Here is a 13,538-nt window from a genome sequence, read left to right as displayed (position 1 = left end):
GCTTTGCCAATTGCATATTTATAAGTCCGCTAAATTACATACTTTATAAGTGAGTAGATGAGAGTATATATAAAGGTAAATAGGAAGAACCATTTTATGTGAACTGTTATTGGTGATCCGCGTTTGGCTGTTCTGATCATAGTGACTGGGTAATCATACTCAACAAGTGTCTTGAAGAGCTCAGGATGTTCTAAGCTCCAGTCATTTAAAGGAATTGAATCACCATAGCGAGTTTTAAAAATAACAGAAAATAGATAGGCACGCCTAGGTTGTGGATCGTTAATATCGTAGCCGCTTTTGGTGCGTGTAAAATTCCATATGGCCTCAACGTTAAGTAAATCTTCTCTTTTAATTGTTCGTGGTTTTCTGTCATCGAATAAAAGTGCAGGCAGGTAAACCTGTTCTTGGTTTATTTTAATTTCGCACAACGGGGATTCATGGATGAAGTAACGCTTATTGGCGATAAACATTTGAACTAAAAAGTAACTGAGATATGTAATGATAACAGCGGCAATTGCACCTGCACCGGATTGTGTTTTCCAAACAAGGTGGCAAGCAATGATGAATATAGCACCGGTGATTAATTTTGCTTTGAATTTCTGTGCTTTAGGTAAAGGGACTGCGCATCTCAAGATAGGTATTTCAGCTTGCACTTTCGTTTTTATGAAAGTCTGAAAAAAGATTGAGTTAAAGTTATCACGGGTTAATTCAAAAGTAGGCGCTTCCATGTGTCCTCGATTACTGATCTAGTATTAGGCGTAAAATAGCAAAAGCAGTTCTTTATTGCCAATTACCGAGGCGCTTTGTTGTATTATCTAAAATGGTTTATTTATCAAAACTAATTACTTGAAATCCAGCATAAGGAATAGCTCACTTTTAGAGCAGAACAATACCAAAAAAAATAAAAATTTTTTCTTTAGCCGCCTTTAACTAACTGCCCAAATCATAAGGGAAAATTTTTAGTTGTGTACCATTTATGAAATTTCGGTATAAAAGTTATGCAAATATTGTCTATAACACTATTGCGAACTATTACCGTTTAGATTAATATGCTGACCATCAAGAGAAATGAGAGTGGTTTGCATTCATGTATATCTGTTTATGTCATGGTGTGACTGATAAAAAAATCGAACAAACAATTGATGATGGCGCTATGACGATGCGCGATTTATCAAAAGAACTGCAAGTGGGTAGCCAGTGCGGCAAGTGTTGTGGTTGTTGTAAAAAAATTCTTAATCGCAAACTGATCGAAATTGCAGATATCACTGAGCAAGTAGCGTAATTACTTGCTCTTAAGCATGCGTGCTTAACAATTTTTCCTTCGTTTAATTCTTCTAATTTATCCCCATACTTACGAGTTTTTATTTGCTTTTAACCCCTTCATTTATTAGGGTTATAACAAAGCAGATACGTGTATCACACGGTCATTGGTAGGAAGCCATGATAATAGACTCTTCAAAATCACTTTTTTGTGCAGTACTCATTTTAATCACCGCGGGCTGTGCGCAGTTACCTTCACGAGAGTCCATTCAACCAAGCTATGCCATTGCAGCGGATACACCCAGTACCATAGGAGATGCAGTGGGTAATAATCATCCTGGGTTATCAGGGTTTTATCCTTTAGCAGATGGGGTCGATGCCTTTGTAGCTAGGTTGGCACTCATTGATTCTGCAGAGCACACCATTGATGTGCAGTACTATTTATACCACAGGCAGCAAACCACCATTTTATTTACGGCCTATTTATTAAAAGCCGCAGATAGAGGGGTAAGAATTCGCTTGTTGCTTGATGACTTATCGCAAGCCGACAGTGAGCTTGATTTAGCTGCACTGGCTGTTCACCCTAATATTGAAGTTCGATTATTTAATCCATTTCCTAACCGTCGTTTTAGAGCGCTCGGTTTTGTTACCAACTTTAGCCAGCTTTCAAGACGCATGCATAACAAGAGCTTTATTGTTGATAATCGGATTTTTATCACCGGTGGGCGCAACATAGGCAATGCGTATTTCTCGGCTGAAGATCATTCTGAATTTATTGATTTAGATGTGATGAGTGTTGGCGAGATTGTGCCAGAGGCATCAAAAGCATTTGATCTATATTGGAATCATCAGCTGTCTTACCCTGTTGAAGATTTGCACGGTGAACGTGATGAGCAATCACTTATTGATATCACTAACACCTTATCGACCTATGTTGAGCAGAATCAGCAGAGTAATTATGTTGAGCAGTTACGCGAAAGCGCCTTTGTAAAACGTTTATTGCACGATGAAATAGAATTCGATTGGCAAAAGTCTGTGTTGTTTTATGATCATCCCGATAAGGTGATGAACGACGTCAGTGAAAAATCGGCTAATATGTCGCCAATGTTGTTTAAAGAAATGGGCGAGCCGAAACAAAAAGCAATTATTGTGTCGCCGTATTTTATTCCTCGTGAGCAGGGCGTTAAATTACTGACCAATTGGGCAAAGCAGGGCGTTGATGTCACTGTACTGACTAATTCTTTAGCTGCTACCGATGTATCCGCGGTGCATGCTGGTTATAAAAAGTACCGAGAAGATCTCGTAAAAGGCGGGGTTAAGCTGTGGGAGTTAAAACCCAGTGACTTAATGGCCATTAAGCGCAAAGCAGGGCGTAAAGTAACTGGTTCATCACAAGCAAGTTTACACGCAAAAACCATGACCTTTGATGATGAAAAGATTTTTGTGGGCACCATGAACCTCGACCCTCGCTCGCTTGATTTAAATACTGAGATGGGCGTATTAATCGAAAGCGAAAAACTTAGCCGCTTTTTGGCCCATTGGGTTGATACGCAAATGCCTGAATATGCCTGGAAAGTAGAGCTCAAAGATAATGACTTAGTGTGGCTCGACACAGTAAGTAATGAGCAGTTTGATGAAGAACCACAAACGTCTTCGTGGCGACGCTTTCAAGTGTGGTTTATTTCGTTATTCCCTATCGAAGATGAACTATAAGCCATTCCTTCAGTATTTATACCTAGGCCCAACTTTTTAGTTGGGCTTTTTGTTTTCAGCCTTTAGTTGTTAACCATTTCGGGATAAAAAATGGCGTTTGAGCGTACACGTGTAAACCCATTGTATTCAAGTGCTTAGCTTGCAAAGAAAAAATAAATATAAAAAAATGTTAAAAAAACTGGTTGGACCAATTGATCTATTGCTCGTTTTATGACGTAATGTAGGTATTACTATCTGGTCGGATGAGTTTATTATGAGCTTACGTACAAAATTAAAAAAAGTATTACCTAGTATTTCAATTACAGAACAAGAAGCGTTAGATGCGGGTGATGTTTGGTTAGAAGGTTCAATCTACCAAGGTAAACCTGACTTCGATGCACTTCGTGACGTGCCAGCAGCTAAGCTGAGCGCTGAAGAGCAAGCATTCTTAGATGGCCCAGTGAAAGAATTATTATCAATGATTGATGATTCTGAAATTCAAAACGGTGTTCATCTTCCTGACTACATTCTTGATTTCTTGAAAAAAGAGCGTTTTTTCTCGCTTATCATTCCTAAATCATTCGGCGGTTTAGAATTCAGCCCTTATGCAAACTCAACAATCGTTGCGACTATCGCGACTAAGAGTTCTGCGGTTGCGGTAACCGTGATGGTTCCTAACTCATTAGGCCCAGGTGAGCTATTACTTCACTTTGGTACTAAAGAGCAACAAGATCACTACTTACCACGTCTTGCAAATGGTCGTGATATTCCATGTTTCGCACTAACTAGCCCAGAAGCGGGTTCAGATGCGGGTGGTATTCCAGATATCGGTGTTGTTAAACGTGGTCAGTTCAATGGCGAAGAAGTGTTAGGTTTAGAAATTACCTGGGACAAACGCTACATCACACTTGCGCCAATTGCGACAGTATTAGGTTTAGCATTTAAAGTAGTTGACCCTGATGGTTTACTCGGTGGTAAAGAAAACTTAGGTATTACCTGTGCGCTTATTCCTAAAGATCACCCAGGTGTTGAACTTGGTAATCGTCATGATCCTATGGGTATCCGTTTTTACAACGGTACGACTCGCGGCGAAAAAGTATTTGTACCAATGGACTTCATCATTGGTGGCCAAAAGAACATCGGTCGTGGCTGGCAGATGCTGGTTAGCTGTTTAGGTGCAGGCCGTGGTATTTCGTTACCAGCACTTGGTGTTAGTTCATCACAAGTAGCATTCAAAGGTGCTTCTGAGTACGCAGCAGTGCGTGAGCAGTTTGGTCTGGCGATTGGTCAATTCGAAGGTATCCAAGAGAAGCTTGCTGATATCGCAGGTAAAACTTACCTTCAAGAAGCAATGCGTGTATTAACAACAGAAGGTTTAGGCATGGGCTTAAAACCATCTGTAGTTACTGCGATTGCTAAATACCACATGACAGAAATTGGTCGTAACGTGCTTGATTCAGCAATGGATATTCAAGCAGGTAAAGCAATTCAAAATGGTCCGCAAAATACATTAGCAAGTGGATATGTTGCACAACCAATCGCAATCACGGTTGAAGGTGCAAACATTCTTACTCGTAACCTTATGATTTTTGGTCAAGGTGTAATGCGTTGTCACCCTTACTTACAAACTATGGTTGAGTCTATCCATAGCGAAGACAAAAATGCAGATAAAGAATTCAACAGCATCTTACGTAAAACAGTAGGTTACAGCGTAGCTAATAGCTTACGAGCTTTCCGTTTAGGCGTATTACCGTTTACTGCGGGTGCTAAATCGTCACTACCAGAAGTACGTGCTTACGAAAAAGCAGCGCACAAACTATCTGCAAAACTTGCCGTTTACGCTGACTTCTCGTTATTAGTACTGGGCGGCAAACTTAAGCAAGCAGAAATGTTATCTGCACGTTTAGGCGACGTAATGAGCTTCTTGTATGCGGCGATGGCATCAATTAAATACTACGAGCAAAAAGTAGCAAGCAGTGAACGTGAGCAAGCTGCGCCTTACTTCCACTATGCGACTCGCTTTGCACTACAAAGCGCTGAAGAAGCATTGCATAAGTTCTTAGATAACTTCCCTGCAAGTGGTACTCGTAAGTTTATGCGTTTCATTACGATGAACTACTCAATGAAAATGCCTAAGATCAGTGATGATTTAATCCGTGAACTTGCGACTCAAGCGCAAATGGATACGGCATTTAAAGCGCAAATCACTCACTTGGTTAAACCAATTGAAGGTGATGGTCATCACATCAATGAGCAAGCGTACAAAGCGAAAATGGCATGTCTTGATTTACTTGCAAAAGTTAAAAAAGCACTGCGTGCTAAGACTATCAAGCCAGGCGTTCGTTTTGCAGAAACACTTGATAATGCACTTGTTGCAAGTGTTATCAACGAAGAAGAGTATGCAAAACTGATTGATTACAACAAGAAACGTGAAAAAGCGATTCGTGTTGATGAGTTCGATTTTGATATGAACTTACTGGATGACAACGCAAAGCCAGTTAACCCACTTAAAAGTGTGGTAAACGAGTAATTCAACAATGCAAGTCCTTAGCAGTATTAGGACTTTATCTTCGAAAACCCGTGTTTAGCACGGGTTTTTTATTGCCTATAGGCCGTTGTGCCAATAGCTAATTTCACCTACCATTGCCATCAGTTTATATAAAGTACAGAGCGTTATGGATCTTAGGCAATTTGTTACTTCTCACTTTTCAAACATTACAGAGCTACAGCAAGCGGCATCAGTGTGGAGCGGGTGCGGTGAGATTATTCGTTGCCAAATGAATGGTACTGCGACGGTAATTAAAGCGATTGAAGTGCCTAGCCAGATCAATCATAGTCGTATAAAACAAAGTGATTTTGCACTTGCCAGAAAGCGCCAATCTTACTTAGTCGAATTTAATTGGTATCGGCATTACGCTAAGCAATTACCCCATGAAGCTGCGGCTATCCACTGTATTGAGGCAATACAAGAGGGCAGTAAACAAGCGCTGGTATTTAGTGATTTCAGTGCGCTTGGCTACCAGCCTGCAAGTGCTACACACAATGACATTGAAGCAATTATAAACTGGCTTGCACACTTTCATGCTTTTCATTTAGCAAGTTCTGCCGATGGCCTTTGGCCGCGCGGTAGTTATTGGCATTTAGCAACGCGGCCTGATGAGCTACGACGCATGAGTGATTTAAGCTTAAAAGCGCAGGCACACGCTATTGATATAGCGCTGAGTGAGTCACCATATCAAACGTTAATTCATGGCGATGCTAAGCTTGCCAATTTTGCGATTGCGCCACAAAACCAGCATGTTCTTGGCTATGATTTTCAATATGTTGGCAAGGGTGTTGGGGTGATTGATGTCATGTATTTTTTAGGCAGTTGCTTAGATGATACGGCATTAAAATCAGTTGCCGATGACTATTTAAATCGCTATTTTGACACCCTCACACAGGCACTAAAACGTTATCAACCGAATGTAAACCCAGCGCATGTTGTTAGCAGTTGGCGAGCGCTTTGGTGTTACGCATGGAGCGATTTTTATCGCTTTTTAGCAGGTTGGAGCCCTGATCATGCAAAAATAAACGGCTACATGCAGCAGCAATTTGTAACGTATTTAAAAATAAAGGATTAGCAATGAATAAGCCAATGCGATTTGCCATTATCGGCTGTGGTGCTGTAACCGAAGTGAAAAGCGGCCCTGCTTATCAACAAGCAGAAGGTATTGCGCTTATTGGGGTGACACGCCGCGACTTAGAAAAAGCCCATGATTACGCTAAACGCCATAATGTCGCAAAGGTGTTCGCATCGCCAAGCGAACTCATTAACGATAACAGTGTTGATGCAGTGTATATTGCCACGCCGCCAGATAGCCATAAAGCGTATGCTCTTGAGGTTGCTGCGGCAGGTAAACCTTGTTGTATTGAAAAGCCACTGGCGCCAAGTTATCAAGACAGCCTTGATATTGTCGCAGCGTTTAAAGAGGCTAAACAGCCGCTATTTGTGGCTTATTATCGCCGTTCATTACCACGCTTTAATCACGTTAAACAGTTATTAGAACAAGGTGCCATTGGTAAGCCTCGTCATGTTAGTTGGCATTTAAGTAAAGCTCCTAACGCTCTTGATTTATCGGGTGATTACAACTGGCGCACAGATCAAAATGTGGCACGAGGAGGTTACTTCGACGATTTAGCCAGCCATGGTCTTGATTTACTTGCCTACCTTTTAGGTGATTTTAATAAGGTGCATGGTTTATGTGCTAATCAACAAGGCTTATATTCAGCATTCGATGCTATTACCGCTCACTGGCAGCATCAATGTGGTGTTACCGGCACCGGGAGCTGGAACTTTGCTTCAGCAAATCGTTTTGATGATGTGATGATTTATGGCAGTGAAGGCGAGCTTAGCTTTAGTGTGTTTGACGAAAAACCGATTGTGCTTAACAACGCACAGGGCAAACAAGAGTTCGTAATTGATAACCCTGCACATATTCAACAATATCATGTTGAAAACATGGCGAACTATTTTCATGCTCAGCAACCCCACCCATCAACCGGTGAGAGCGCACTTCATACAAGTTGGGTTATGGAGCAGATTTTATCGGCTTAGTGCTCAAACGCTGCATTGAAGGCATTTACTATTTGTGTGTTTTCACCTTCGTGAAATAACTCCATTAGGCGCTCACTAATTAATGTGCGTACCTTTTCTGTTTTAAGCGCTTTATTGAACAGCGCGATTGCTTGTTTGCCGACCTCTGTTGGTGAACAAGCAATATAACCAAACACGGCGGCTTTTTCTGGTTTAAGGCTGATATAACGAATACTACTCAGACCGGGGAAACGTTTATAACGGTTGCTAAATACAGTTTGGTATTCTAAAACGGCATCAATTTTATTTTGAAATAACATTTGCCCGAGCCTTGGTGCATTTGTTGCCCCATCGAGTATAAAAAAGTGCTCATCATTTAAACGGACAAACTTATCAATCTCTTCTGAGTATGAACGGCCTTTGGTGACGCCAATTGTTAAGTCATAGTAATAGATAGCTTGTAGTAGGGTAACAGCGTCTGGAATGGTGGGCTTATTAAATACCACTAGCTTATTTGGGGGAAAAGCCATTAGAGGGTACTGGCTAAACACAGCATGAGCTTCACGCTCTGGGGTTTTTAATTTATTGTACAAGCAAACATTATTCATTTTGCCTAATTTCTGCCACTCTCTTAAGCGGCTTGCAGGTATAAAATGTAGGCTGATTTCATCGCCTAATTCAGCTGCTACAGCCAGCAAAAACGTGGTGGCCTCATTCTCAGGGTTACCGCCATCTTGCGGAACAAAGTCAGCCATAACTTGAATTTCGAGTGTTTCACTGTGGACCGGTAGGCAAATACACAAAAGTAGTATCGAAGTGAAGATAAACGTTTTCATTACTGCGGGCCCAAAATAAATAAAATGTTAAACATTGCCGGTGCGTGTTGTTGCAAAAAAATTAATATTTGCAGCTGATAGTGTAATTTTAGACCAATTCAAAGAATTAATGCGATGAACATGCATTTTTTGCAGTCGAGAAGACTATTTTGCGCTAAAATAGGCGTAATTTATCTCATTTAGGTTCTACTTATGTCTATCCATGTAATTACTCATCCGTTAGTTCAACACAAACTTGGCCTTATGCGTGCAGAAGGTATTAGTACTAAAAGTTTTCGTGAGCTGTCGTCTGAAGTAGGTACTTTGCTTACTTACGAAGCAACAAAAAACCTACCATTAGAAAGTGTTCAAATCACAGGGTGGGATGGTTCAACATTAGATGTAGAACATATCAAAGGTAAAAAAATTACTGTTGTGCCTATTCTTCGTGCCGGCCTTGGTATGATGGATGGCGTAATGCAGTTATTACCTGCTGCAAAAGTAAGTGTTGTTGGTCTTCAGCGCAACGAAGAAACATTGGAGCCAGTGCCTTATTTTGAAAAGTTGGTTGGTAAAATTGATGAGCGCTTAAGCCTTGTTATTGACCCAATGCTTGCAACCGGTGGTTCAATGATTGCAACTATCGATATGCTTAAAAAAGCAGGCTGTAAAGATATTAAAGTGATTGTATTAGTAGCTGCACCAGAAGGCGTAGAAAAAACCCTTGCAGCCCACCCAGATGTTGAAATTTTCACAGCATCTTTAGACAGTCATTTAAACGAAAAAGGATATATCATTCCAGGCTTAGGAGATGCCGGTGACAAGATTTTTGGCACAGTGTAAGGCGCTCACGTGGAAAACCATCAAACATTTTCGTTAAAAACTATTCTAACTGGCGCGCAAATGCTGTTTGTAGCATTTGGCGCACTAGTACTTGTGCCGTTACTAACAGGCCTTGATCCCAATGTGGCTTTATTTACCGCAGGTTTAGGAACTTTACTGTTTCATGTGGTTACCAAAGGCCAAGTTCCCATCTTTTTAGCATCGTCTTTTGCTTTCATCGCACCTATTATCGCCTCGGTGCAAATGTGGGGCATTCCCGCAACTATGGGCGGTTTGATGGTGGCAGGCTTTTGCTATTTTGCGCTTAGCTTGATAGTAAAATTTAAAGGCGTGAATGCACTGCATAAAGTGTTACCTCCTGTGGTTGTTGGCCCTGTGATTATGGTGATTGGTTTAGCCTTAGCCCCCGTTGCTGTGAATATGGCAATGGGTAAAGCAGGGGATGGCAGTGCACAATTAGTTCCTTATGAGCAAGCAATTTGGGTTTCTGGTTTATCATTACTGGTTACGCTGATTTTTGCGGTATGGGGTAAAGGTGTATTTAAACTTATTCCTATTCTTGCTGGTGTGGTAGCAGGTTACCTTGCTTCGTTATTTATAGGTATTGTTGAATTTAATGCGGTCACCGAAGCAAACTGGTTTGCGGTACCGGCATTTACTTATCCTGAGTTTAAATGGCAAGCTATTTTATTTATGGTGCCTGTGGCCATTGCGCCAGCAATTGAACATATTGGCGACATGATGGCTATTAGCCAAGTAACAGGTAAAGACTATTTAAAGAAACCGGGTTTACATCGTACTTTTTTGGGTGATGGCTTAGCAACTTCTGCGGCATCGGTTTTTGGTGGTCCACCTAATACAACGTACTCTGAAGTAACGGGGGCGGTAATGCTTACACGTAACTTCAACCCTCGAGTGATGCTTTGGACCGCAATCATCGCTATTGTGCTGGCGTTTGTGGCAAAAATGGGTGCTGGTTTACAAACGATTCCGGTACCTGTGATGGGCGGCATCATGATTTTACTATTTGGCTCTATCGCCGTTGTTGGTTTAAATACCTTAGTAAAATCAGGTGAAGACCTTACCGCGCCTCGCAACTTGACTATCATCGCACTGATTTTAGTGTTTGGTATTGGTGGTATGCATATCGGTGGTGATGAGTTTAGTTTGCAAGGTGTGAGCTTATGCGCAATTTTGGGGATTATCTTAAATGCTGTTCTCCCCAAAGCAGTGCAACAAGCTAATTAGAACTTAAAAACTGCTTGAATATTGCACCAAAAAAGCGCATTAAATATGCGCTTTTTTTGTAACCATTTAAAAAATAAGGAATTATAAAACTGGTCTACTAACTGCATTTATCTCTATGTCATACTGGTAGGAGCGATTATGCAAGAGGCAAATGTTGTGGATATTACCCCGTTTTTAGCGAAGCATCAGTTACCACTCAAGTATCAATACTTAAGTGAGCAGTTTTTTATACCCCTCGCGCACGATATCTTAAGCGCAAAAATGACCGGCCAACCTATGCTGGTGGCGATTAACGGCTGCCAAGGGTCAGGTAAAACGACCCTCGCTGATTTCTTAGTGACCTGGGTTAATAGCAATACCGAATTTAATAGCGTGTCATTATCAATCGATGACTTTTATTTAAGTCGTGATGCACGCAACGAGCTTGCTAAAGATGTTCATCCTTTGTTTGCGAGTCGTGGTGTACCGGGTACGCATGATACGCAATTAATGGAACAAACCTTATCAGCTTTGTTGGCAGGTAAAGTGGAAGTGCCATTACCTCAATTTGATAAACTAACTGATGATCCAGTGCCAAAAGAGCAGTGGTCTAGTAATCAAAAGCCGATTGATATCGTGTTTTTTGAAGGCTGGTGTGTAGCCAGTACACCTCAGCAGCCTTATCAACTGCAAACTCCGGTAAATGAATTAGAGCAACTAGAAGATGCCGACGGCATTTGGCGTCGCTGCGTAAATAGTTGCTTAGCGAATGAATATCAAAATGTATTCGCAATGGCCGATTACACCATTATGCTAAAAGCGCCTTCATTTGAAGATGTGTATGCGTGGCGCTTAGAGCAAGAGCATAAACTAATTGCCAAAAAAGGCCAGGGGCAGGGCACGTTTGACGAAGTGAGTTTAAAGCGTTTTATCTCTCATTTTGAACGTATTACGCGGGAAAACTTAGCCACTCTTGCGCACAGCGTGGATGCGTTATTATTGCTTGATACCGAGCGTGATATCACCAAGATGGAACTTCTCGCTGACCAGATTGCTCAGCCACTTATTTTTACTGACTTAGACGGCACATTGCTCGATCACGATAGTTACGAATGTGAGGTGATCAAACCATTTTTGGCAAAGTTGAATGATACCGGTGTCAATGTGATTTTTAACACCAGCAAAACCTTTGCTGAAGTCACTGATATTCAAAAAGGTTTGGATCATCACCAGCCCTTTATTGTGGAAAATGGTGCTGCTGTTTATATCCCGAAAGACTATTTCAAAGTAAAGCCGATTGGCTGTGATGAATATAAAGGTTATTGGCGCTTTGCCATGACGCAAAGTACCGATAAATTGCATGAAGATCTTAAACAATATGCGGGCCAATTTAGTCATTGTGTACGTTTGTTTAGCCAATTTAGTGCACAAGAAATAGCCGAGTTAACAGGACTCCCCGTCGATAAAAGTGAATTGGCTCTACAAAGACAGTACTCAGATCCGGTTTGTTTTTCGGGTAGTGAGGAAGAAAAGCAAGGTTTGATAGATGCAATGAGCCAAGCAGGCTACGAAGTGCTTGTTGGCGGGCGTTTTATCCATTTAACCAAAGGTAACAATAAAGGACTTGCACAAAAGTGGCTGTTAAATCAGTTCAAAAAAGCCTATCGCAATCCATTTACTGTGATAGCCCTTGGCGACAGTCAAAACGATGTAGCCATGCTCAAAGCGGCCGACACCGCTATTTTAATCAATAACCCTGGCAGCCAAGTGCAATCACAAATATTACAAAAAGCATGGCAGCTCAGCGAAAAACCAGCCCCAGCTGGTTGGGTTCAAGAAGTTTCAGCGTTAACTATCATCAAAACGCGTTTTGCAGCAAAACAGGAGCAATCTCATGGCTGATTTTTATCAAAATGGCATTATCACGACCTTACACAATATTGCTGACCGCCCAGTAGAAGAACTAGAAAAAGAGTTGTTGGGCTTTTCAAAACAACGCCCAATGGGCCTAATTTTACCTTCGCTTTACAGTGAGCTAGAAGGACCCGCTCTGCAAAATATTATTGCTGAGCTGAAACATGTGCCTTATTTATCGCAAATTACCATTGGTCTAGATCGCGCTGATGAAAGCCAATATCGCCATGCACTGCAGTTTTTTGCGGAGCTTGATCAGCCTCATAAGGTACTTTGGAATGATGGCCCGCGTTTACAAGCTCTTGATAAAGAACTACAAAAATTGGGCGTTGCGCCACGAGAGCTAGGTAAAGGTCGCAATGTTTGGTATTGCATGGGCTATAAGTTGGCAACCTCAAAAGTAGAGTCAATTGCACTGCATGACTGCGATATTTTGACTTACGACAGAGCGCTATTAGCACGTTTAATTTACCCCGTTGCTCACCCTCGTTTTAACTATGAATTTTGTAAAGGCTTTTACCCGCGCACCGCTGAGGGCAAAATTAATGGCCGTGTGTCACGTTTGCTGGTAACGCCGTTATTGCGTTCGTTTAAAACAATATTAGGCAGCAACGATTACTTAGAATATATGGATTCGTTTCGTTACCCGCTAGCGGGTGAGTTTTCATTCCGTCGCGATGTACTTAATGATATTCGTATTCCAAGTGACTGGGGCTTAGAAATTGGCGTGCTATCAGAGATGTATCGTAATTACTCGCATAACCGTTTATGTCAGGTAGATATTGCTGATAACTATGATCACAAACACCAAGACTTATCGCTAGAAAACCAAGCGGCGGGCTTGTCGAAAATGTCGATTGATATCACCAAAGCTTTATTTAGAAAGCTGGCTACCCAAGGGGTGACTTTTACGACAGAAACGATTCGCTCATTAAAGGCAACCTATTACCGTATTGCTCTCGATTTTATTGAAACTTATCACAACGATGCGTTAATGAATGGCTTAACACTTGATATTCATCATGAAGAAAAAGCCGTTGAAATGTTTGCTCAAAATATTATGAATGCAGGTCAGCACTTTTTAGAAAACCCAATGGAAGCACCCTTTGTGCCGAGTTGGAACCGAGTAGCTTCGGCAATGCCAGAGGTGTTTGCTCGCTTAGAAGAAGCCGTAGAGCTTGATAACAAAGAATATATTTAACGGGGAAGGC

At 41.4% G+C, this 13,538-nt stretch carries 11 protein-coding genes; 9 read left to right on the top strand and 2 right to left on the bottom strand.

Annotated features, from left to right (window positions below; all coding sequences use genetic code 11):
• Positions 1–29: 29 nt before the first annotated feature.
• Positions 30–728, bottom strand: a complete 699-nt coding sequence (locus HUS61_RS07060) for a hypothetical protein (RefSeq protein WP_175081637.1) — start codon at positions 726–728, stop codon at positions 30–32.
• 359 nt (positions 729–1,087) lie between these two features.
• Between HUS61_RS07060 and HUS61_RS07055 the strand changes: the two genes are divergently transcribed.
• The 5 genes from HUS61_RS07055 (at position 1,088) to HUS61_RS07035 (ending at position 7,549) form a co-directional block, all read left to right on the top strand.
• Entirely contained in the window at positions 1,088–1,282 is a 195-nt protein-coding gene (locus tag HUS61_RS07055; protein ID WP_054554573.1) for a (2Fe-2S)-binding protein, read from the top strand.
• A gap of 158 nt (positions 1,283–1,440) precedes the next feature.
• Entirely contained in the window at positions 1,441–2,973 is a 1,533-nt protein-coding gene (locus tag HUS61_RS07050; RefSeq protein WP_175081636.1) for a phospholipase D family protein, read from the top strand.
• A gap of 253 nt (positions 2,974–3,226) precedes the next feature.
• A complete protein-coding gene (locus HUS61_RS07045) occupies positions 3,227–5,482 on the top strand; it encodes an acyl-CoA dehydrogenase (RefSeq protein WP_175081635.1) in 2,256 nt (751 codons plus the stop codon).
• A gap of 145 nt (positions 5,483–5,627) precedes the next feature.
• Complete coding sequence (locus HUS61_RS07040) at positions 5,628–6,575, top strand: aminoglycoside phosphotransferase family protein (RefSeq protein ID WP_175081634.1); 948 nt, start codon at positions 5,628–5,630, stop codon at positions 6,573–6,575.
• Between the two features lie 2 nt (positions 6,576–6,577).
• The gene (locus HUS61_RS07035) at positions 6,578–7,549 is read left to right on the top strand and encodes a Gfo/Idh/MocA family protein (RefSeq protein ID WP_175081633.1); all 972 of its coding nucleotides are present in this window, start codon (positions 6,578–6,580) and stop codon (positions 7,547–7,549) included.
• Here the strand turns inward: HUS61_RS07035 and HUS61_RS07030 are convergent.
• Positions 7,546–8,364, bottom strand: a complete 819-nt coding sequence (locus HUS61_RS07030; protein WP_175081632.1) for an ABC transporter substrate-binding protein — start codon at positions 8,362–8,364, stop codon at positions 7,546–7,548. The two genes, HUS61_RS07035 and HUS61_RS07030, sit on opposite strands and share 4 nt — an antisense overlap.
• Positions 8,365–8,556: 192 nt before the next feature.
• Here HUS61_RS07030 and upp point away from each other — a divergent pair, with 192 nt between their 5' ends.
• The 4 genes from upp (at position 8,557) to HUS61_RS07010 (ending at position 13,528) form a co-directional block, all read left to right on the top strand.
• Positions 8,557–9,186, top strand: coding sequence for a uracil phosphoribosyltransferase (gene upp, locus HUS61_RS07025; protein WP_054562437.1), 630 nt, complete (start codon positions 8,557–8,559; stop codon positions 9,184–9,186).
• 9 nt (positions 9,187–9,195) lie between these two features.
• A complete protein-coding gene (locus HUS61_RS07020; RefSeq protein WP_175081631.1) occupies positions 9,196–10,434 on the top strand; it encodes a uracil-xanthine permease family protein in 1,239 nt (412 codons plus the stop codon).
• A 138-nt stretch (positions 10,435–10,572) separates the two neighbouring features.
• Positions 10,573–12,315 (top strand): HAD-IIB family hydrolase, encoded by a 1,743-nt coding sequence (locus tag HUS61_RS07015; protein ID WP_175081629.1) that lies wholly within the window; start codon positions 10,573–10,575, stop codon positions 12,313–12,315.
• A complete protein-coding gene (locus HUS61_RS07010) occupies positions 12,308–13,528 on the top strand; it encodes a hypothetical protein (RefSeq protein WP_054562434.1) in 1,221 nt (406 codons plus the stop codon). The genes HUS61_RS07015 and HUS61_RS07010 overlap by 8 nt, the downstream gene beginning before the upstream one ends.
• Positions 13,529–13,538 lie beyond the last annotated feature (10 nt).

Origin of the sequence: Pseudoalteromonas sp. 0802 (assembly GCF_013350085.1) — a bacterium.
In the GTDB taxonomy this organism is placed as follows: Bacteria; Pseudomonadota; Gammaproteobacteria; order Enterobacterales; family Alteromonadaceae; genus Pseudoalteromonas.
The sequence above is the reverse complement of the archived record's forward strand: the minus strand, read 5'-3'. Positions and strand labels throughout refer to the sequence as shown.

Bases quoted from the DNA above. Each gene is read 5' to 3' on its own strand.
- HUS61_RS07060 (WP_175081637.1), bottom strand. From the start codon at position 728: ATGGAAGCGCCTACTTTTGAATTAACCCGTGATAACTTTAACTCAATC.
- HUS61_RS07055 (WP_054554573.1), top strand. From the start codon at position 1,088: ATGTATATCTGTTTATGTCATGGTGTGACTGATAAAAAAATCGAACAA.
- HUS61_RS07050 (WP_175081636.1), top strand. From the start codon at position 1,441: ATGATAATAGACTCTTCAAAATCACTTTTTTGTGCAGTACTCATTTTA.
- HUS61_RS07045 (WP_175081635.1), top strand. From the start codon at position 3,227: ATGAGCTTACGTACAAAATTAAAAAAAGTATTACCTAGTATTTCAATT.
- HUS61_RS07040 (WP_175081634.1), top strand. From the start codon at position 5,628: ATGGATCTTAGGCAATTTGTTACTTCTCACTTTTCAAACATTACAGAG.
- HUS61_RS07035 (WP_175081633.1), top strand. From the start codon at position 6,578: ATGAATAAGCCAATGCGATTTGCCATTATCGGCTGTGGTGCTGTAACC.
- HUS61_RS07030 (WP_175081632.1), bottom strand. From the start codon at position 8,364: ATGAAAACGTTTATCTTCACTTCGATACTACTTTTGTGTATTTGCCTA.
- upp (WP_054562437.1), top strand. From the start codon at position 8,557: ATGTCTATCCATGTAATTACTCATCCGTTAGTTCAACACAAACTTGGC.
- HUS61_RS07015 (WP_175081629.1), top strand. From the start codon at position 10,573: ATGCAAGAGGCAAATGTTGTGGATATTACCCCGTTTTTAGCGAAGCAT.
- HUS61_RS07010 (WP_054562434.1), top strand. From the start codon at position 12,308: ATGGCTGATTTTTATCAAAATGGCATTATCACGACCTTACACAATATT.